Source organism: Flavobacterium tistrianum, assembly GCF_003254545.1.
GTDB classification, from domain to species: domain Bacteria; phylum Bacteroidota; class Bacteroidia; order Flavobacteriales; family Flavobacteriaceae; genus Flavobacterium; species Flavobacterium tistrianum.
Genome location: NZ_QJRH01000013.1, coordinates 1 through 256, shown reverse-complemented (window position 1 = coordinate 256; position 256 = coordinate 1). Strand labels below are relative to the sequence as shown.

1 pseudogene is annotated in these 256 nt (G+C 42.6%); it reads right to left on the bottom strand.

The window, feature by feature from the left end:
- Positions 1-256 (bottom strand): annotated as a pseudogene (locus DMB71_RS00060) (alpha-N-arabinofuranosidase); the annotation flags it as partial.

Below are 256 nucleotides of genomic sequence, written 5' to 3'. Positions count from 1 at the left end.
GCAACGCCATTATCAACAGCTTCCGATGAAATGTCTTCCATAGAAAAAACATGGTAATCTTCCATTCCAAAATGGTCGCCGTTGTCATTGAACGGAATCCCCGCATCGATGTCATGCGACGGATAAATGTAAATCTTCCCGTTGAATACATGCGCCGAAGGATCGGCGGTGTAGATATGGGATACTAAAGGCTTCGAAATTGCCAGATTATTGATTTCTTCAAAATTAATGTGCTCAATGCTGTCTTCAGGCATAG